This is a genomic window from Streptomyces tendae, from assembly GCF_008632955.1.
Lineage (GTDB): Bacteria > Actinomycetota > Actinomycetes > Streptomycetales > Streptomycetaceae > Streptomyces.
Genome location: NZ_CP043959.1, coordinates 394,856 through 413,858, shown reverse-complemented (window position 1 = coordinate 413,858; position 19,003 = coordinate 394,856). Strand labels below are relative to the sequence as shown.

The following is a 19,003-nucleotide window of genomic DNA, read 5'->3' as shown; positions in this document are numbered from 1 at the left end:
GGGTGCCGGCCCCTCTCACTGGCCGTGAAGCGGGACGCCTACGCGTCCTTGCTCAGGTTCGGGCCGGCGCCGCCGGCCGCCTGCTCGATCGGCGGGACGTCGGGCAGGGCCGACTTCTCCTCGCCGCGGAAGGTGAAGGTCTGGCTCTCGCCCTCGCCCTCGGTGTCCACGACGACGATGTGCCCCGGACGCAGCTCGCCGAAGAGGATCTTCTCCGACAGCGAGTCCTCGATCTCCCGCTGGATGGTCCGGCGCAGCGGCCGGGCGCCCAGCACGGGGTCGTAGCCCTTCCTGGACAGCAGCTCCTTGGCGGACTGGGAGAGCTCGATGCCCATGTCCCGGTCCTTCAGGCGCTCGTCCACCTTGTCGATCATCAGGTCGACGATCCGCAGGATGTCGCCCTGGGTCAGCTGCGGGAAGACCACCACGTCGTCGACGCGGTTGAGGAACTCGGGGCGGAAGTGCTGCTTGAGCTCGTCCGAGACCTTGTTCTTCATGCGCTCGTAGTTGGTCTTCGTGTCACCCGCGGCGGCGAAGCCCAGGTTGAAGCCCTTGGAGATGTCCCGGGTGCCGAGGTTGGTCGTCATGATGATGACCGTGTTCTTGAAGTCCACGACCCGGCCCTGGGAGTCGGTCAGACGACCGTCCTCCAGGATCTGCAGCAGCGAGTTGAAGATGTCCGGGTGGGCCTTCTCGACCTCGTCGAAGAGGACGACCGAGAACGGCTTGCGGCGTACCTTCTCCGTCAGCTGGCCGCCCTCCTCGTAGCCCACGTAACCGGGGGGCGAACCGAAGAGACGCGAGACCGTGTGCTTCTCGCTGAACTCCGACATGTCGAGGGAGATCAGCGCGTCCTCGTCGCCGAAGAGGAACTCCGCGAGCGCCTTGGACAGCTCCGTCTTACCGACACCGGACGGACCGGCGAAGATGAACGAGCCACCCGGACGCTTCGGGTCCTTCAGACCGGCGCGGGTACGGCGGATCGCCTTGGACAGCGCCTTGACGGCGTCGTCCTGGCCGATGACCCGCTTGTGCAGCTCCTCCTCCATGCGGAGCAGGCGGCTGGACTCCTCCTCGGTCAGCTTGAAGACCGGGATGCCGGTGGCGGTCGCGAGGACCTCGGCGATCAGGTCGCCGTCGACCTCGGCGACGACGTCCATGTCGCCGGCCTTCCACTCCTTCTCCCGCTTCGCCTTGGCGGCAAGGAGCTGCTTCTCCTTGTCGCGCAGCGAGGCGGCCTTCTCGAAGTCCTGCGAGTCGATCGCGGACTCCTTGTCCCGGCGGACACCGGCGATCTTCTCGTCGAACTCGCGCAGGTCCGGCGGCGCGGTCATCCGGCGGATGCGCATCCGGGAACCGGCCTCGTCGATCAGGTCGATCGCCTTGTCCGGCAGGAAGCGGTCCGAGATGTAGCGGTCGGCCAGGGTGGCGGCCTGGACCAGGGCCTCGTCCGTGATGGAGACGCGGTGGTGCGCCTCGTAGCGGTCGCGCAGACCCTTGAGGATCTCGATCGTGTGCGGCAGGGACGGCTCGGCGACCTGGATGGGCTGGAAGCGGCGCTCGAGGGCCGCGTCCTTCTCCAGGTGCTTGCGGTACTCGTCCAGCGTGGTCGCACCGATGGTCTGGAGCTCTCCGCGGGCCAGCATCGGCTTGAGGATGCTCGCCGCGTCGATGGCGCCCTCGGCGGCACCCGCACCGACCAGCGTGTGCAGCTCGTCGATGAACAGGATGATGTCACCGCGGGTGCGGATCTCCTTGAGTACCTTCTTCAGGCGCTCCTCGAAGTCACCGCGGTAGCGGGATCCGGCCACCAGGGCACCGAGGTCCAGGGTGTAGAGGTGCTTGTCCTTGAGGGTCTCGGGCACCTCGCCCTTGACGATGGCCTGGGCGAGGCCCTCGACGACGGCGGTCTTGCCGACGCCGGGCTCACCGATCAGCACCGGGTTGTTCTTGGTACGGCGGGACAGCACCTGCATGACCCGCTCGATCTCCTTCTCGCGCCCGATGACCGGGTCGAGCTTGGACTCACGAGCGGCCTGGGTGAGGTTCCGGCCGAACTGGTCGAGGACCAGGGACGTGGAAGGCGTGCCCTCCGCAGGACCGCCGGCGGTGGCGGTCTCCTTGCCCTGGTAACCGGAGAGCAGCTGGATGACCTGCTGCCGCACCCGGTTCAGATCGGCGCCCAGCTTGACCAGGACCTGGGCGGCGACGCCCTCGCCCTCACGGATCAGGCCGAGCAGGATGTGCTCCGTGCCGATGTAGTTGTGGCCCAGCTGAAGGGCCTCGCGGAGCGACAGCTCCAGGACCTTCTTGGCACGGGGGGTGAAGGGGATGTGACCCGACGGGGCCTGCTGGCCCTGCCCGATGATCTCCTCCACCTGCTGGCGGACCGCCTCGAGCGAAATCCCGAGGCTCTCAAGGGCCTTGGCGGCGACACCCTCACCCTCGTGGATCAGGCCCAGGAGGATGTGCTCGGTGCCGATGTAGTTGTGGTTGAGCATCCGGGCTTCTTCCTGAGCCAGGACGACAACCCGCCGCGCGCGGTCGGTGAACCTCTCGAACATCGTTAATCGCTCCTCAGAGCGGTCAGGCAGTGGGGGGAACTTCCCCTCCCTGTCCTTCCGCAGCTTAGTCCCGCAAGCGGGGACCGCTCATTCCAACTGCCGACACCGTCGATGGCCTCCTGACCCCGCTCACGCCGACATCTGCTCCAACCCGATGGTGCGAGACGATGTTCCCGCAGGCCAGGCAGTTACCCCCTTCGCCAGTACGCCCGTGGCGAACGGGAGCCGTCCCGCCCTGCGTGTCGCCCCCTCCCACTAGGGATGTCTTACCCGCTGCTACGGACCGTCCATGCCGAGTGCACGGGTTCCCTCCGCTACGGGCGAACAACCTTGCTCCCCGCCGCACCCCCGCGCGCCCCCTTGTTCGATACCGTCCGCACACTTCCGCGCACCCAGCGTAACCCGACGGGGTGTCGGCCGTTGCGCCGGGCATGGCCGCCACCCGCACCGTCACCGTCCCGCCCCCGCGAGGGCCGGCCGCGTCCGCTCAGGGCGACAGGACACGCCTCTGGTACGAGAACGTACTGGGCTGGCCGACGGTGCCAGGTGTCCCGCCGCGGCTGGTGGTGGGGGTGGCCTTCGACGTCCTGGACGTGCCCGCGGAGGCGGGGTGCGTGGCACTGGAGCGTCTGGGCGCCGCCGGGCAGGGCTTTCCGGTCGCCCTTCAGGCGGGCCGACTGCGGCTCCTGGTGGCCCCGGGAAGCGCGGGCGAGCTGCCGGGCCTGCTGGAGTGGCTGGAGTGGGGCGGGGCGGGCCTCGACCTGGCGGCGGTGGGCGAGGGCGGCTTCATGGACGCCCCCGTCCCCGGGGCGCCCGCGGCCGGGCCGGGCGAGGCCCGGAGCGCCGGGAGGTGCGGCCGGGGTGGTGACGGTCCGCAGGGGGCCGCCGTGTGGCTGCGACCCCCCGAACCGGGGCGCGAGGCCGGGGCCTCGCTGCCGACGCTGTCGGCGATGGGCACGAGGGGCTCGCGAGGGGACGGTGCCGGCCCCCCAAACCTCGTGCGGCTGGTGAACACCGTGGCGACGCAGGTCCACCGGGTCCGCCTGCGGCGGGCCGGTGCGGGCGGCGCCGCGCGGGCGGAGGGTCAGCCGTTGGCCTTCTCGTAGGCCTCGCGGATGGACTGGGGAACGCGGCCGCGGTCGTTGACCTCGTAACCGTTCTCCTTGGCCCAGGCGCGGATCGCCGCGGTGTCCTGGCTGCCGCCGGAGGAGGAACGCGCCTTTCCACGCCCGCCGGAAGCGCGGCCCCCGGTGCGACGGCCACCCTTCACGTAAGGCTCGAGAAGGCCGCGGAGCTTCTCCGCGTTGGCGGTGGTGAGATCGATCTCGTAGGTCTTGCCGTCCAACGCGAACGTCACGGTCTCGTCCGCCTCGCCGCCGTCGAGGTCGTCGACAAGAAGGACCTGAACCTTCTGTGCCACCGGATTTCCTTTCATCGATAACTTGAGGGCCGGGGTGAGCCGGCGTCCGCCGTATCGCCGCCCCTTGTTATATGCAGTACTGCAGTACCTCGGAAAGCAAACCGCTTTTGACGTAAAAACACAAACCCCCGGGAGAGGCCCGGCTCACGCTCATGGCCCGGAAACATGCGCGTTTCGGACATAGGGCACCGGCATAGGGCGCCCCGGCGCAGATCACAGATGCAGAAGCATCCGGCTGTTGCCCAAGGTGTTCGGTTTCACGCGTTCGAGACCGAGGAACTCCGCGACACCCTCGTCATAGGAGCGGAGCAACTCCGCGTACACATCCCGGTCGACGGGTGTCTCACCGATCTCCACGAAGCCGTGCTTGCCGAAGAAGTCCACTTCGAAGGTCAGACAGAAAACGCGACGAACACCGAGCCAGCGGGCGGTCTGCAGCAACTTCTCCAGCAGCCGGTGTCCGACGCCGGCCCCCTTCAGACCCGGCTTCACGGCGAGAGTGCGCACTTCCGCGAGGTCTTCCCACATCACGTGCAGGGCGCCGCAGCCGACGACCTCCGCGTTGTCGTCCCGTTCCGCGACCCAGAACTCCTGGATGTCCTCGTAAAGCGTCACCGTCGCTTTGTCGAGCAGGATGCCCTCGCGGACGTAGTCGTCCAGCAGGTCGCGCACGGCCGGCACATCGCTGGTGCGGGCCCGTCGGACGGAGAGGGCATTTGCGGTGACTTCGGGGCTGTCTGCTGACATGGACGGACGCTATCGCCCGCCGGGACCGTCGGGAGAGCCGGGGTTGTCGTCAGGGGTTTGCGGGAGCTGGACGATCCGCATGGCGTCCGTGAGAGCCTGGCGCTGTTCCTCGCTCATCATGCCGAAGAACGCCACGAGAGCGGCGGCGGCGTTGTCGCTCCGCGACCACGCCTCGTTCATCAGGGCGGCGGCGTAGGCGGCGCGAGTGGAGACGGCCTCATATCGATAGGCACGGCCTTCGGACTCCCGGCGCACCCAGCCCTTCTGATGGAGATTGTCCAAAACGGTCATCACCGTGGTGTACGCGATGGACCGGTCCTTCTGAAGATCTTCCAGGACTTCCCGAACGGTCACGGGGCGGTTCCACTTCCACACCCGCGTCATGACCGCGTCTTCGAGTTCTCCCAAGGGGCGAGGCACAACTCAGAACAATAGTGGGAGATCCCGCCAAGGGCGTGCCGGACGGGCATGATCACCGGCAAACACTGACAAAAGGGGCGTACGACGGTTCGTCGTACGCCCCTGTGGTGCGACTGCGATCGGTGTCCGGCGCCCGGCGGGCGGGCCGGTCAGGCGTCGGTCTTGGGGGCGGCGGCCGCGGGGGCGGTCTCCGTCCGGGCGAGGGCCGCGTCGACGGCGGCGTCCTCCTTGGTCTTGTTGGCGCCGCCCTGGGTCTTCACGATCACGCGGATCACGCCGATGAAGAAGACGGCCATGACGACCGGGGGCAGGAGCGCGGAGACGTAGTCCATGCGTCCAGGGTAGCCAGGCGGGCGGCTCAGCCCGCGGCCAGGTGCTGGTCCGGCGGCGTGGCGGGTTTGCGACGCGGGAAGACCTCGCCGGGCGTGGGCACGGGCCTGCGGGTGGGCTTGGGCGTGCCCGGGGTGGGGGCCGGCGTGGGCGCGGGGCTGGGGTTCGGCGCCGGGTGCGGCTTCGAGGGCCGCTCGGCGGGCTCGCGCTCCTGCCCGGAGTCCGCGCGCCCTCCGGGCAGCGCGGTCAGGCGGACGCGCTCGCAGTGCCGCAGCAGGTCCGCGGCGGTGGGGTTGCCGCGCAAGGCGCGCAGGGCGGCCAGATCGTCCGGGTGCGGCCGGTATCCGGCTCCCAGTGCCTCCTCCAGGAGCGCGAGGTACCCGGCGGCGGTGCCGGGAGGGCGGCGCGGTAGCGGCCGAGATCGGCCACGAGGAAGGCGCGCAACCGGCGCTCTCCCGCCTCGCCTCGTCGAGGGACGCGGCGAGGCGGAGGCAGTCCTGGACGTCGTCGGCCGTGGCGGGGCTGGGGTGCACGGCGAGGGCGAGGGCGCGGCGGAGCACACGCAGCTCCTCCGCCCCGAACGCCAGGCCGCCGCGGGATCCGTAGGGCGTGGGCATGCTGCGACGATACGCGCTAATCAGACAAATGTGGATCAAAGCCGCAGGTGTGGCGCGGTCACCACCCGGGTGGCCCGACCAGGCGGGACGCCCGGGTGGGGCGGCCGTGGGCGGCGTAAGCGCTACATGCGGGACACGTTCCGCTCGTAGACCAGGCGGAGCCCGATCAGCGTCAGCCACGGCTCGTGCTCGTCGATCACCGTGCTCTCCCCCAGCACCGTCGGCGCCAGCCCGCCGGTGGCGATGACCGTCACGTCGTCCGGGTCCTCCGCCAGCTCCCGCGCCATGCGGTTGACCACCCCGTCCACCTGGCCGGCGAAGCCGTACACGATGCCCGACTGCATCGCGGCGACCGTGTTCTTGCCGATGACGGTGCGGGGCCGCGCCACCTCGATCTTGCGCAGTTGCGCGGCCTTGACACCGAGCGCCTCCACGGAAATCTCGATACCGGGCGCGATGACCCCGCCGACGTACTCCCCGCGCGCGGAGACCGCGTCGAAGGTCGTCGCCGTGCCGAAGTCGACGACGATCGCCGGACCGCCGTACAGCTCGTTCGCCGCGACCGCGTTGATGATGCGGTCGGCGCCGACCTCCTTGGGGTTGTCGAACTGGATCGGCACGCCCGTCTTCACGCCGGGCTCCACCAGGACCGCGGGCACGTCGCCGTAGTAGCGGCGGGTGACCTCGCGCAGCTCGTGCAGCACGGACGGGACGGTCGCGCAGATGGCGATGCCGTCGATGCCGTCGCCCAGCTCCTCGCCCAGCAGCGGGTGCATGCCCATGAGGCCCTGGAGGAGGACGGCGAGCTCGTCGGCCGTGCGCCGCGCGTCCGTGGAGATGCGCCAGTGTTCGACGATCTCGTCGCCGTCGAACAGGCCGAGAACGGTGTGCGTATTGCCCACGTCGATCGTCAGCAGCATGACCGGTCCTACTCCCCAGCGCGCAGGTCGAGGCCGATGTCGAGGATCGGCGAGGAGTGGGTGAGGGCGCCCACGGCGAGATAGTCGACGCCCGTGTCGGCGTACGCCTTGGCGCCCGCGAGGGTCAGCCGGCCGGATGCCTCCAGCGCCGCGCGGCCGTCGACGAGGGACACCGCCTCCTCGCACTCGCCGGGGGTGAAGTTGTCCAGCAGGATCAGGTCGGCGCCCGCGTCCAGCACCTCACGGAGCTGGTGCAGGGTGTCGACCTCGACCTCGATCGGGACGTCGGGGAACTGCTCGCGGACCGCCGTGAAGGCCTGCGCGACGCCGCCGGCGGCCACCACGTGGTTGTCCTTGACCAGCGCGGCGTCCGACAGGGACATGCGGTGGTTGACGCCGCCGCCGCAGCGCACGGCGAACTTCTCCAGGCTGCGCAGCCCCGGGGTGGTCTTGCGGGTGTCGCGCACCTTCGTCCTGGTGCCCTCCAGGGCGTCCGCCCACGCGCGTGTGGCCGTCGCGATGCCGGACAGGCGGCACAGCAGGTTGAGGGCGCTGCGCTCCGCGGTGAGGATGTCGCGCGTGCGGGTGGTGACCGAGAGCAGCACCTGCCCGGCCTCCACGCGGTCGCCGTCCTCCACGTGGCGTTCGACCTCGAACTCCTCGGTGCAGACGATCGACATGACCGCCTCGGCGACCCGCAGGCCGGCCACCGTGCCCGCCTCCCGTGCGGTGAAGTCGGCGGTGGCGACGGCCTCCTCCGGGATGGTCGCGACCGTGGTCACGTCCACGCCGTGCGCCAGGTCCTCCTGGAGGGCCACGTTGGCGATGTCCTCGACCTCGACGGGGTCGAGGCCCGCGTCGGCCAGGAGCTGGGCGAGCGCGGGGTCGAGCCCGCACTCCAGGTACGTGTCCTCCTCGCCGGCGCCGCAGGCGCAGCCGTCGCCACAGCCGCCGGAGGAGACGAGGGGAAGGTCGGGGGTGGTCACTGCTGTCACTGCTCCTGGGCCTGGGGGAGGGTCGGGGGGAAGTCTGTGGTGTCGGTGGTGCGCACCGCCAGCGATCGGTCCGGATTCAGCCGTACGACGATGTGGCGGCGCCATGCGGTGTCGTCCCGCTCGGGGCGGTCCTCGCGCCAGTGGCAGCCGCGGGTCTCCTCGCGCAGCCGTGCGGCGGCCACCAGGACGCGGGCCACGCACAGCAGGTTGGTCGCCTCCCAGGTGTCGACGCCCGGCTCGGCGGTCTTGCCGTTCTCGTCGAGGGCGTCACGCGCGTCGGCGTGCAGCCGGTGCAGGCGCTCGGCGGCCTCGGCCAGGGACGCCTCGGAGCGCAGCACGCCCGCGCCTCGGGTCATCGTCCGCTGGACGGTGAGGCGGGCCTCCGGCGGGAGCAGCGGGTGCGTGGGGCGCTCTGCGGCGGGCAGCGGCTGCGGCACGCGCGCGTGAACGCCGGTGCGGGAGATGTCGGAGGCGATGCGCTCGGCGTAGACGAGGCCTTCGAGGAGCGAGTTGGACGCCAGCCGGTTGGCGCCGTGCACACCGGTGCACGCGACCTCGCCGCAGGCGTACAGGCCGGGCACGGTGGTGCGGCCGCGGGAGTCGGTCCGCACGCCGCCGGAGGCGTAGTGGGCGGCCGGGGCGACGGGCACGGGCTCGGTGACCGGGTCGATGCCGTGGGCGCGGCAGGCGGCCAGGATCGTCGGGAAGCGGCGCTCCCACATCTCGGCGCCGAAGTGGCGGGCGTCGAGGTACATGTGCTCGGCGTCGCGCTCCCGCATGCGGCGCATGATGCCCTTGGCGACGATGTCCCGGGGCGCCAGCTCCGCCAGTTCGTGCTGCCCCAGCATGAAGCGCACGCCGTCGGCGTCGACCAGGTGGGCGCCCTCACCGCGCACCGCCTCGGAGACCAGCGGCTGCTGGCCCTCCGCGTCCGGGCCGAGGAAGAGCACCGTGGGGTGGAACTGGACGAACTCCAGGTCGCTCACCTCGGCGCCCGCGCGCAGCGCGAGGGCGACGCCGTCGCCCGTGGAGACGGCCGGGTTGGTGGTGGCGGAGAACACCTGGCCCATGCCGCCGGTGGCGAGGACCACGGCGGGCGCGTGCACCGCGCCCACGCCGTCGTGCTGGCCCTCTCCCATGACGTGCAGGGTGACGCCGGCGGTGCGGCCCTCCGCGTCGGTCAGCAGGTCCAGCACGAGCGCGTTCTCGATCGTCCGCAGTCCCGCCCGTCGCCCGCCACCGCCCTTGGCCGGGCGCGCTTCGCGCTCGCCCCTCCCGCTCGCGCGGACCGCCTCGACCAGGGCGCGGGAGATCTCCGCACCGGTCGCGTCGCCGCCCGCGTGGGCGATGCGGCGGCGGTGGTGGCCGCCCTCGCGGGTGAGTTCCAGCCGGCCGTCGGTGGACGCGTCGAACTGCGCGCCGGTCGCGATGAGCCGCCGTACGGCGTCGGGGCCCTCGGTGACGAGGATGCGTACCGCCTCCTCGTCGCAGAGGCCGGCGCCGGCGACCAGGGTGTCGTCCAGGTGCTGCTCGGGGGTGTCGCCCTCGCCGAGGGCGGCGGCGATGCCGCCCTGCGCCCAGCGGGTGGAGCCGTCGTCGAGGCGGGCCTTGGTGACCACGACGGTCGTCAGTCCCGCCGCCTCGCAGCGCAGGGCGGCGGTGAGGCCGGCGACCCCGGAGCCGACGACCACGACGTCCGCGTCGATGGACCACCCGGGCGCGGGCGCGTGCAAGCGGGGCCGGGCGCGAGGCGCTTCCGCTCGAGGGTGGCGGTGGGCGACGGGCGGGCGTATGCCTGTGCCGGTCACGAGGCGGCTCCGAGGTTTCCGAAGGTCAGGGGGATGTTGTCGATCAGCCGGGTGGCGCCCACCCGCGCGGCGACCGCGAGGACGGCCTCGCCGGTGAAGTCGTCGCCGATGTCGGTGAAGTCCGACGGGTCGACCAGCGCCAGGTAGTCCAACGTCAGCGGCGGATCCAGGCGGGCGGCCTCGTCCAGCACCAGGCGGGCGGCGGCGCGGATCGCGGCGGGGCCGCCGGCGGTGGTGGCCACGGCGTGCGCGTCGGCCGCGGCGCGGGACTCCCCGATCGCGCTGAGCGCCTCGGCACGCGCGCGGGTGGCCGGCACCTCGCGGGCCCGGGCGCGCAGCGCCTCCTGCGCGGCGTGCCGGTCGCGGCCCGCGAACAGGGCCTGCGACAGGGCGAGCGCGGTGCGCCGCTCGGCGGGCGAGAGGTAGCGGTTGCGGCTGGACAGGGCGAGCCCGTCCTCCTCGCGGACGGTGGGCACGCCGACGATCTCGATGCCGAAGTTCAGGTCCCGCACCATGCGCCGGATCAGGGCGAGCTGCTGGGCGTCCTTCTGCCCGTACAGCGCGACGTCGGGGCGGGTGAGGTGCAGCAGCTTGGCCACGACGGTGAGCATGCCGTCGAAGTGGCCGGGGCGGGCGGCGCCCTCCAGGCGTTCGCCCATGGGTCCGGCGCTGATCCGGACCTGCGGTTCGCCGCCCGGGTAGACCTCGTCGACGGACGGGGCGAACACGGCGTCGGCGCCGGACCGCCCGGCCAGCTCGACGTCGGCGTCCAGGGTGCGCGGGTAGCGGTCCAGGTCCTCGCCGGCGCCGAACTGGAGGGGGTTGACGAAGACCGTGACGACGACCTCGCCGTCGGGGCCGGCGATCTTCCGCGCGGCGCGGATCAGGGTGGCGTGGCCCTCGTGCAGCGCGCCCATGGTCATGACGACGGCACGGCGGCCGGTACGCGCGCGGGCGTGCAGTTCGGCGGCGGTGCGCAGCAGGGTGGCGGTCATCGGGCGGCTCCGTTCCGGGACGCGCGCGGGGGCGTACGGGTGAGGCGGGTGCGGGGTGCGCGGTCACGGCCGTCCGCGCCGTGTCCGCGGCCGGCGCGGCTCACGGGGTGTCCCCCGGGGTGCTTCCGCCGCCGTCGGTCCCGCCGGTCGTTCCCGTCCCGGCCGCCGAGTCGGCGAGGACGCCGAGGAGGGTCTCGGCGAGCTCCGGCTTCAGCAGTCCGTGGGCGAGCGCGCGGTCGGCGGTGGCGCGGGCCATGGCGAGGTATCCGGCGACCGTGCCGGGGGCGTGCCGGCGCAGCTCGGAGACGTGCGCGGCGACCGTGCCGGCGTCGCCGCGGGCGACCGGTCCGGTGAGGGCCGCGTCGCCGGAGCGCAGCGCGTTGTCCAGGGCGGCGCCGAGCAGCGGGCCGAGCATCCGGTCGGGGGCACCGACGCCCGCGGTGCGCAGCAGCTCCAGGGACTGGGCGACGAGGGTGACCAGGTGGTTGGCGCCCAGGGCGAGGGCGGCGTGGTAGAGCGGGCGGTTCTCCTCGGCGATCCACTCCGGCTCGCCGCCCATCTCGATGACCAGGGCCTCGGCCGCCAGCCGCAGCTCGTCGGGCGCGGTCACGCCGAAGGAGCAGCCGGCGAGCCGCTGCACGTCGACGGGGGTGCCGGTGAACGTCATCGCCGGGTGCAGGGCCAGCGGCAGCGCGCCTGCCCGCAGGGCGGGGTCGAGGACCTTGGCGCCGTAGCGGCCCGAGGTGTGCACCAGCAGCTGTCCGGGGCGCACGGCGCCGGTGTCGGCGAGGCCGCTCACCAGCTCGGGCAGGGCGTCGTCGGGGACGGTCAGCAGCACCAGCTCGGACCGCTCCAGCACCTCGGCGGGCGGCACCACCGGCACGTCCGGCAGCATTTCCTCGGCCCGCCTGCGGGAGGTGTCGGAGACGGCGGAGACGGCCACCGGGCGGTGCCCGGCCAGCTGGAGGGACGCGGCCAGGGCGGGACCCACGCGTCCGGCGCCTACGACGCCGACGGTGAGCCGCGCGGGGCGGTCCCGGGGATCGGGCTGTGGGGTTGTGTTCACGCGAGGGTGGCCTTCCCGTTCCAGTCCGCTCGGGGTACCGGACGATTTCTCGTCATGTTAACGCGATCGGTTCCGGCGGCGACCGGTTGTCCACAGGCTGTGGGCCACCGCACGCGCGCATCCGCCCCGCGCGCGTGCCCCCTTGGGGGTGACCGCGCGGAGAGGGCGCGGGATGATCACGGGCATGACTGACACGGCGCACGGCACGGACGGCACCAAGGGGGCGCGGGACGAGGGGAGCCCCGGCCGGGACGCGGAGGAAGCGGCCCCGCCCACCCCGCGTGAACGGCGCATCGCGGCCTGGCGGAACGCCCCGCGCGTGCTCGCGCGCCTGGGCTTCCTCGCCCCGCTCCGGGAGCGGATGGCCCTGCTGGACGCCGCGGGTGAGGTGTACGACCTCGACGAGACCTCGGACCTGTACGGCAACGGAGTGGTCGAGGCCTTGGAGCAGCGCGTGGCCGGGCTGCTCGGCACGGAGGCCGCCGCCTTCTTCCCGACCGGCACGATGGCCCAGCAGGTCGCCCTGCGCTGCTGGGCCGGCCGCACCGGGAACCCGGCGGTCGCGCTGCACCCGCTGAGCCACCCGGAGGTGTACGAACGGAACGCGCTCAGCCAGGTCAGCGGCCTGCGCCCGGTGCGGTTCACGAACGAGCCCCGGCAGCCCACCGCGGAGGAGGTCCGCGGACTCGACGAACCCTTCGGCGCGCTGATGCTGGAGCTGCCGCTCAGGGACGCCGGGTTCGTGCTGCCCACCTGGGACGAGCTGACCGGGCTGGCGGACGCCGCGCGGGAACGCGACGCGATCGTGCACCTCGACGGCGCCCGGCTGTGGGAGTGCACCGAGCACTTCGGCAGGCCGCTTGAGGAGATCGCGGGCCTCGCGGACAGCGTCTACGTGTCCTTCTACAAGTCCCTCGACGCGTTCGGCGGCGCGGCCCTCGCCGGACCGGCCGGCCTGATCGAGGAGGCGAAGGCCTGGCGGCACCGGTACGGGGGCGCGGTGTTCCAGCAGTTCCCGACCGCGCTGTCCGCGCTGATCGGCCTGGACCGGGAACTGCCCCGGCTGCCCGAGTACGTCCGCCACGCGCGCGTGGTGGCGTCCGCCCTGCGCGAGGGCCTGGAAGCCGGGGGGTTGCCCTGGTTCCGGATCCACCCCGAGGTCCCGCACACCCATGACTTCCAGCTGTGGCTGCCCTACGAGACCGAGCTGGTGGCGGAGACGGCGATCCGGGCGGGCGAGGAGACGGGCAGCATGCTGTTCGCCAACCACTGGGACCCGAAGGGCCCGGGGCTGACGTTCACCGAGGTGTACGTCCGTGCCGCGGCCCTGGAGTGGACGGCCGACGACGTACGCGAGGCGGCCACGGACTTCGCCCACCGCCTGACCGCCACGGGCGCGGCGTAGCCGTGCCGGATGCGGGCGGCCCGGTCCGCCCGTCGGGGCGGCCGGCCCCGACCTGGGCCGGCCACCTCCCCGCCCTGACGACCACGGTGGCCGCCGGATCACCGGCCCGGGCGGCCGACGCGGCGCGCGGACGGCCACGGTCCTCCCGGTCCGCCGCCGGCCGGACCGACGAGGCCACGCGCCCGGTCACCGTTCGGGGCGAGCCCAGCAGTCCGGCCGGGCAGCCCGCGGCCCGGCTCACGCCCCACGGGCAGGCCACGCCCGGGACGGCCTGCGCACGGCCGCACGGACGGTCCGGCCGGCCGGCCGCCCCGCCGTTCCGCTCAGGCGGTCCCGGCCGGAGGGCAGGCCGGACGGCAGCCCGGTCCGGAGGCCGCACGGGGAGTCGGTCCGGAAGCCGGGCGGGGAGCCGGTCCGGAGGCCCGGCGGGAAGCCCGTCCGGAGGCCGGTGCGGAAGGGCGTGGGAGCAGGCGGGTCAAGGCGCGGCGGAGCCGGCGGGCGGTACGGGTGCCGGGGTCGCCGCGGTTCGGGCGGTGGGGGCGGGCCGCGCGGAGGCGGTGCAGTTCGCCGCCCAGTTCGCGGACGACCTGCCAGTCTTCGAGGCCCGGTGCGGGCGGGGCCGGCACGCCCAGCCGGGAGGCACGGTAGGTGTCGAGGAGGTACTGCTGCGTGAGGCTCATGCCGTCCACGCTGCGCCTTCCCGGCCGCCGCGTCTCCTCGATTGACGGGGCCCGTCAATCGGGGTCCGCGGTGTCGGTGGTCCGGTGCACCATGTGGTCATGGGCGTGCACATCGACATCACGGGGCTGCGGCCGGAGAGAACGGCCGTCGTGCTCTCTTCCCTGGCCGAGCTGGGCATGGCGCTGCACGCGCTGTCCGAGCCGGCGCACCATCCGGGGCTGCAGGCCTGGGTGACGGGGGTGACCGCGCGGCTCGACCCGCACCTGGCCGACCGCATGTGCGAGGCGGACTTCCTGTGGCGGACGACGTTCTCCGACCTGTTCCTGCCGTGCGCCGGGGTACCGGGCAGGACGACGCTGCCCGGCGCCACGCTCGCCGAGGAGCTGGACCTGCTGGACAAGCTGTCGGACGAGCAGTTCGTGGACGCGGCCCTGGAGTTCACCTGCGCCCTCCCGTACGACGTCCCGGGGGGCGGTCCGCTCGTCGACGAGGGTCTGCGCCGCCGCGCGCTGGAACTGGCCGCGGCGCGCGGGCCGAGCCAGGTGCTGTTCACCGAGCGGCTGCTGGCCGATCCGCCGCGCATCAGGGACTGGCTGCGGCAGTTCCTGCGCGACTGCGACGAGGCGTTCTTCGCGGAGACCTGGTCCCGGCTGCGGCAGCAGCTCACCGCGGACGCCCGCCTCAAGACGGACCTGCTCCGGCACAAGGGGCTGGGCGAGGCACTGGCCGCGGTCTCCCCCGCAGTGACGCTGGACGCGGCGGCGGCCCGGATCACCGTCGACAAGCTGGGCGACGGGCGTTCCGTCACGGGTGACGGCGGGCTGCTGCTGATCCCCACCAGCCTCGGCTGGCCCCATCTGATGGTGCTGCACCGCCACAACTGGCAGCCGGTGCTGCACTACCCGGTCGGCTCACCCGAGCCGGCCGCGCCCCCGAGCGTCGACCAGCTGAGCCTGCGGATGACCGCGCTGTCCCACCCGGTGCGCATGCGGATGTGCCGCAACCTCGCCCGCGGCGCGTTCACCACGAGCGAGCTGGCCCAGGTGCACGGCATGACCGCGCCGGAGATATCCCGGCACCTGGGCGTGCTGAAGAAGGCGGGCCTGATCACCACACGCCGCCGCGGCCGGTACGTCCTCCACCAGCTGGACGTGACCGTCGTGGCCCGCCTCGGCAGCGACTTCCTGGAGAGCATCCTCCGCTGAGTCGCTCCCTCGGGCCGTGCGCGGGCACGGGTGCCCGCCGTCAGCCCGGGCGGATGTGCCGGACGCCCACGCCCGCCTGACGGAGACGGGTGCGCAGCCGGCCCTCGTGGTTGGGGCGCAGGGTGAGGCCGGCGAGGACGGCGATGCGGTCCGCCGTCCTCGGCACCGTGGTGTGGTCGGTCCACAGGTGCTCGGCGAACTCCGGCTCGGCGAGCCGCTCCAGACAGTGGTCGAGCCGCTCGACCGCCCAGCTCTCCCGGCGCAGGCTCCGGGCGCCGCCCAGCAGGTGCCCGAGCCCCCGCTCCCGCAGCCGCCGCAGCACCGTCTCCCGCTCGGCGAGGAGCGTGAAGTGCCGCACGTCGTGGCCCAGTTCGCGCAGTCGGCCCACGGTCTCGGCGAAGTGGCCGGGATCGGTGACGGTCATGGGCGCGATCACCACGCCCTCGCGCCGGGTGAGGGTGAGGTCGAGGACCTCGACGACCCCTTGCCGCCAGGCCTTCAATTCCCGGAAGTCGCCGCGCAGTTCGGGCGGCAGCATGCGGTGCAGGCCGAGGCCGGGCTGCTCCGGGCCGCAGACGACGCTGCCGGGCAGGCGGCGCCGTATCTCGTGTGCGGTCTGCGTCTTGCCGCCCCCGAAGGGGCCGTTGATCCACAGGAGCATGCGCGGCACCCTACCGGCGGGCGGGGCTCCGCTCAGCCGTGTCCGCCGGCCCGCACCAGACCCGTCTCGTAGGCGAGGACGACCACCTGCACCCGGTCCCGCAGCCCCAGCTTGGTGAGGATGCGGCCCACGTGCGTCTTCACGGTCGCCTCGGACAGCACCAGCCGGGCCGCGATCTCCCCGTTGGACAGGCCCTGGGCGACCAGCACCATGACCTCGCGCTCGCGCTCGGTGAGCCGCTCCAGCTCCTTGTGCTCGGGCTGCTTGCCGGTGCTGGGCAGCATCGGAGCGAACCGGTCGAGGAGCCGGCGGGTGGTGGACGGGGCGACCACCGCGTCACCGCTGTGCACCGCGCGGATCGCGCTCAGCAGTTCACCGGGCGGCACGTCCTTGAGCATGAAGCCGGACGCGCCCGCCTTCAGCCCGGAGAAGGCGTACTCGTCGAGGTCGAAGGTGGTCAGGATGAGCACCTTCGGCGGGTCGGTGTCCGCGCAGATCCTGCGGGTGGCCTCCACCCCGTCGAGCTTGGGCATGCGGACGTCCATCAGCACCACGTCGACGGCCGTGGACCGCAGCACCTCCAGGGCCTCCACGCCGTTGCCCGCCTCCGCCACGACCTCCATGTCCGGCTGGGCGGCCAGCACCATCCGGAACCCGGTGCGCAGCAGCACCTGGTCGTCGACGAGCATCACGCGGATCGTCATCGTGGCCTCTTCCGTTCGGTCGTCGGGTCGCCGCAGGGGGCGTGACAGGTGTCAACAGGGGGCGTGCGGATGCGTCAATGCGCGGGTTTGAGCGGCAGCAGCACACTGATGCGGAATCCTCCGCCCGGCCGCGGTCCGGCGTCCAGCGTTCCGCCGACCATGCCGACCCGCTCGCGCATGCCGATCAGTCCGTGTCCCTGGCCGTCGAGCCCGCCCTCCTCGTACAGCTCGTGCGGGGCGCCCTTGCCGTCGTCCTCCACGAGCAGGCCGAGCCCGTCGTCGAAGTACACCAGCCGCACGCTCGCGCCCGCGTTGGGCCCGCCGTGCTTGCGGGTGTTGGTCAGGGCCTCCTGGACGATGCGGTACGCGGTCAGCTCGACCCCGCTGGGCAGCTCGCGCGAGGTGCCCTCGATCTTGAAGTCCACGGGCAGCCCGGACTCCCGGCACTGCTCGACGAGATCCTCGATCTGCTGCACCCCCGGCTGCGGGACGTACTCCCCCGCCTCCTGGTGCTCGCCGGTGCGCAGCACGCCGAGCAGGCGCCGCATCTCGGCGAGGGCCTGCCGGCCTGTGCTGGAGATGGTCTCCAGGGCGTTCTTGGCCTGGTCGGGCGCCGCGTCGAGGACGTAGGCGGCGCCGTCGGCCTGCACCACCATCACCGACACGTTGTGCGCGACCACGTCGTGGAGCTCGCGGGCTATCCGGGCGCGTTCGGCGGCGACCGCGACCTTGGACTGCGCCTCGCGCTCCTTCTCCAGCCGGGCGGCGCGCTCCTCCAGCTGAGCGAAGTACGCGCGGCGGGTGCGGATGGAGTCGCCCAGCACCCACGCGAGGGCGAACGGCACGGCCTGGAAGACCGTGATGGCGATGTTGCCGGCCGTCCCCGTGTCCTCGCTGGGCCAGCGCAGCGTCGCGAACGGGGCCGCGCACAGGCCCGCGGTCAGCGCGAGGCGGGAGGCCCAGCGGGCACCGGTCGCCGCGACGGTGTAGACGATCACCAGGAGGGCGAAGTCGGCGGGGAGGGGTGCCACGTCGGCGGCGAGCTGTCCGAGGCCGACCGCCACGGCGAGGACCAGCATCCGCTCCGGCATCCGCCGGCGCAGCGCCACCACCAGGGACAGCAACAGGACGACCGGGACGACGAGAGCCGCCCGGTCGGTGCCCCTGGACGCCCCCGTGGCCGCTCCGCCGACCACCGAAATCCCGAAGAGGATCACGGCCCAGAAGCCGTCGACCCACGTCGGGTGCCTGCGGAGGAAGTCATAGAGGCGCTGCACGTAACCCAGCGTAGGGAAGCGAAATGCGTGCAGGGGTCAACCGGAGGGCCGATCCCCGCCCGGTACGTGTACTCCGCAAGGTGGAGGCCGGGCCGGTGCGCGCACGTGATCCGGGCTGCCGCGCGCACGTAATCTGGGCCGGTGACGACGGCGGCGACGGGCGCGGGGAAGCGGTGACGGCAGGGACGGCACGGGGCGGCTTCCGCGGCTGGCGGGAGGCGGCCGAGGAGGCCCTGTACGGGCCGGACGGCTTCTACCGCCGCCCCGGCGGAGCGGGTCCGGCCGGACACTTCCGCACCTCCGTGCACGCGTCGCCGCAGTTCGCCGGGGCCGTGGCACGGCTGCTGTGCCGGGTCGACGAGGCGCTGGGACGGCCGACGGCGCTCGACTTCGTGGACATGGCGGCGGGCCGGGGTGAACTCGTCACCGGCGTCCTGGGCGCCCTGCCCGCCGATGTGGCGGACCGGGTGCGCCCGTACGCCGTCGAGCTGGCCGGGCGTCCGGAAGGGCTCGACGGGCGGATCGAGTGGCGGACCGCGCCGCCGGAGCGGGTCACGGGCCTGCTGTTCGCCAACGAGTGGCTGGACAACGTGCCCGTGGACGTCGCCGAGGTGGACGCCTCCGGCGCAGCCCGGCGGGTGCTGGTGCGGGCGGACGGCACCGAGCGGCTCGGGGAACCCCTCACCGGGCCGGAGGCCGCGTGGCTGGCCCGGTGGTGGCCGCTGCCCGCCGAGGAGGGACTGCGCGCGGAGATCGGACTGCCCCGGGACCGGGCCTGGGCGGCGGCCGTCGGCACCCTGGCGCGCGGGCTGGCCGTCGCCGTGGACTACGCGCACACGGCCGGCGCGCGGCCCCCGTTCGGCACGCTGACCGCGTTCCGGGAGGGACGGGAGACGGCACCGGTGCCGGACGGCTCCCGCGACCTCACGGCACACGTCGCGCTGGACGCGTGCGCCGCCGCCCCCGCCCTGCCGGGCGCGCGCCTGCTGACGCAGCGGGACGCCCTGCGCACGCTCGGCGTGACGGGCGGGCGCCCCCCGCTGTCCCTGGCGAGCACCGACCCGGCCGGTTACGTCCGTGCCCTCGCCGCCGCCGGGGAGGCCGCCGAACTCACCGCGCCGGGCGGCCTCGGGGACTTCGGCTGGCTGGCGCAGCCGGTGCGGACCGGGGACGTCCTCACCGGGTGAC

The 19,003-nt window shown here is 73.2% G+C and carries 18 protein-coding genes and 1 pseudogene; 4 read left to right on the top strand and 15 right to left on the bottom strand.

The annotated features are described in order from the left end of the window. Positions 1-38 precede the first annotated feature (38 nt). Positions 39-2,564, bottom strand: coding sequence for an ATP-dependent Clp protease ATP-binding subunit (locus F3L20_RS01970; RefSeq protein WP_150151530.1), 2,526 nt, complete (start codon positions 2,562-2,564; stop codon positions 39-41). Positions 2,565-2,995: 431 nt separating this feature from the next. Here F3L20_RS01970 and F3L20_RS01960 point away from each other — a divergent pair, with 431 nt between their 5' ends. Then, entirely contained in the window at positions 2,996-3,670 is a 675-nt protein-coding gene (locus F3L20_RS01960; RefSeq protein ID WP_150157189.1) for an SCO3374 family protein, read from the top strand. On the opposite strand, the gene F3L20_RS01955 is transcribed toward F3L20_RS01960, so the two are convergent. The 10 genes and pseudogenes from F3L20_RS01955 to F3L20_RS01910 form a co-directional block, all read right to left on the bottom strand. After that, on the bottom strand, positions 3,649-3,984 hold the full coding sequence (locus F3L20_RS01955) for a histone-like nucleoid-structuring protein Lsr2 (RefSeq protein ID WP_024885867.1): 336 nt from the start codon (positions 3,982-3,984) through the stop codon (positions 3,649-3,651). The genes F3L20_RS01960 and F3L20_RS01955 overlap by 22 nt on opposite strands. 213 nt (positions 3,985-4,197) lie before the next feature. After that, a complete protein-coding gene (locus tag F3L20_RS01950) occupies positions 4,198-4,731 on the bottom strand; it encodes an amino-acid N-acetyltransferase (protein WP_145829316.1) in 534 nt (177 codons plus the stop codon). A gap of 9 nt (positions 4,732-4,740) precedes the next feature. Beyond that, positions 4,741-5,151, bottom strand: coding sequence for a BlaI/MecI/CopY family transcriptional regulator (locus tag F3L20_RS01945; protein ID WP_261384054.1), 411 nt, complete (start codon positions 5,149-5,151; stop codon positions 4,741-4,743). 149 nt (positions 5,152-5,300) lie between these two features. Further along, entirely contained in the window at positions 5,301-5,483 is a 183-nt protein-coding gene (locus F3L20_RS01940) for a hypothetical protein (protein WP_150151527.1), read from the bottom strand. Positions 5,484-5,509: 26 nt separating this feature from the next. Continuing rightward, a pseudogene (locus tag F3L20_RS01935) lies at positions 5,510-6,098 on the bottom strand (hypothetical protein). 122 nt (positions 6,099-6,220) lie between these two features. After that, positions 6,221-7,018, bottom strand: a complete 798-nt coding sequence (locus F3L20_RS01930; protein ID WP_024885862.1) for a type III pantothenate kinase — start codon at positions 7,016-7,018, stop codon at positions 6,221-6,223. A gap of 8 nt (positions 7,019-7,026) precedes the next feature. Then, positions 7,027-8,004: a carboxylating nicotinate-nucleotide diphosphorylase gene (gene nadC, locus F3L20_RS01925; protein WP_150151524.1), complete on the bottom strand. Its 978-nt coding sequence runs from the start codon at positions 8,002-8,004 to the stop codon at positions 7,027-7,029. A 5-nt stretch (positions 8,005-8,009) separates the two neighbouring features. Then, positions 8,010-9,806, bottom strand: a complete 1,797-nt coding sequence (locus tag F3L20_RS01920; RefSeq protein WP_150157188.1) for an L-aspartate oxidase — start codon at positions 9,804-9,806, stop codon at positions 8,010-8,012. A gap of 11 nt (positions 9,807-9,817) precedes the next feature. After that, a complete protein-coding gene (panC, locus tag F3L20_RS01915) occupies positions 9,818-10,816 on the bottom strand; it encodes a pantoate--beta-alanine ligase (RefSeq protein ID WP_150151521.1) in 999 nt (332 codons plus the stop codon). 100 nt (positions 10,817-10,916) lie between these two features. Then, positions 10,917-11,882: a Rossmann-like and DUF2520 domain-containing protein gene (locus F3L20_RS01910; protein ID WP_145829311.1), complete on the bottom strand. Its 966-nt coding sequence runs from the start codon at positions 11,880-11,882 to the stop codon at positions 10,917-10,919. 172 nt (positions 11,883-12,054) lie between these two features. Between F3L20_RS01910 and F3L20_RS01905 the strand changes: the two genes are divergently transcribed. After that, positions 12,055-13,287 (top strand): threonine aldolase family protein, encoded by a 1,233-nt coding sequence (locus tag F3L20_RS01905; protein ID WP_150151518.1) that lies wholly within the window; start codon positions 12,055-12,057, stop codon positions 13,285-13,287. 323 nt (positions 13,288-13,610) lie between these two features. Here the strand turns inward: F3L20_RS01905 and F3L20_RS01900 are convergent, their stop codons facing one another. Beyond that, on the bottom strand, positions 13,611-13,967 hold the full coding sequence (locus F3L20_RS01900; protein ID WP_150151516.1) for a hypothetical protein: 357 nt from the start codon (positions 13,965-13,967) through the stop codon (positions 13,611-13,613). 99 nt (positions 13,968-14,066) lie between these two features. Between F3L20_RS01900 and F3L20_RS01895 the strand changes: the two genes are divergently transcribed. After that, positions 14,067-15,173: a DUF5937 family protein gene (locus tag F3L20_RS01895; RefSeq protein ID WP_150151513.1), complete on the top strand. Its 1,107-nt coding sequence runs from the start codon at positions 14,067-14,069 to the stop codon at positions 15,171-15,173. A gap of 40 nt (positions 15,174-15,213) precedes the next feature. Here the strand turns inward: F3L20_RS01895 and F3L20_RS01890 are convergent, their stop codons facing one another. The 3 genes from F3L20_RS01890 to F3L20_RS01880 all read right to left on the bottom strand — a co-directional run bounded on the left by F3L20_RS01890 (position 15,214) and on the right by F3L20_RS01880 (position 17,815). Continuing rightward, positions 15,214-15,834 carry an AAA family ATPase gene (locus tag F3L20_RS01890; protein WP_150151510.1) on the bottom strand — a complete coding sequence of 207 codons (621 nt, stop codon included), beginning with the start codon at positions 15,832-15,834 and terminating at the stop codon, positions 15,214-15,216. Between the two features lie 32 nt (positions 15,835-15,866). Continuing rightward, entirely contained in the window at positions 15,867-16,538 is a 672-nt protein-coding gene (locus tag F3L20_RS01885; RefSeq protein ID WP_145829306.1) for a response regulator transcription factor, read from the bottom strand. A gap of 74 nt (positions 16,539-16,612) precedes the next feature. After that, positions 16,613-17,815, bottom strand: a complete 1,203-nt coding sequence (locus F3L20_RS01880) for a sensor histidine kinase (protein WP_150151507.1) — start codon at positions 17,813-17,815, stop codon at positions 16,613-16,615. Between the two features lie 173 nt (positions 17,816-17,988). On the opposite strand from F3L20_RS01880, the gene F3L20_RS01875 reads away from it, so the two are divergent. Next, a complete protein-coding gene (locus F3L20_RS01875; RefSeq protein WP_240810979.1) occupies positions 17,989-19,002 on the top strand; it encodes an SAM-dependent methyltransferase in 1,014 nt (337 codons plus the stop codon). The last annotated feature ends 1 nt before the right edge of the window (position 19,003 follow it).